This window comes from Methanolacinia paynteri (assembly GCF_000784355.1).
In the GTDB taxonomy this organism is placed as follows: Archaea; Halobacteriota; Methanomicrobia; order Methanomicrobiales; family Methanomicrobiaceae; genus Methanolacinia; species Methanolacinia paynteri.
The window spans coordinates 1-261 of record NZ_AXDV01000092.1 but is presented as its reverse complement, the minus strand read 5'-3'; the positions used below and the strand labels follow the sequence as shown (position 1 = coordinate 261).

1 pseudogene is annotated in these 261 nt (G+C 40.6%); it reads left to right on the top strand.

Annotated elements, in window-relative coordinates:
• Positions 1-12: 12 nt before the first annotated feature.
• Positions 13-261 (top strand): annotated as a pseudogene (locus METPAY_RS01810) (hypothetical protein); the annotation flags it as partial.

Below are 261 nucleotides of genomic sequence, written 5' to 3'. Positions count from 1 at the left end.
GGTTTAATGATTATGGATTCAAAACGCAAGGAAGAATTTAAAGAAATCGATGCTAAGGTTAAAATTCTCTCAGACGGAAAAATGACACTTTCGGTACCAAATCAGGAAAAAGTCGCAGGTACCAAAAGTATAATTCCTGATGTACGTGTGACCGAAGCAACACTGACATGGTATTGGGTTCAGGACACAACTGTAAACCAGGAAATTACCATCCATAATTACGATTCCTCGGCAGCGAGCGGAAAGGTCATATTCTGGTCG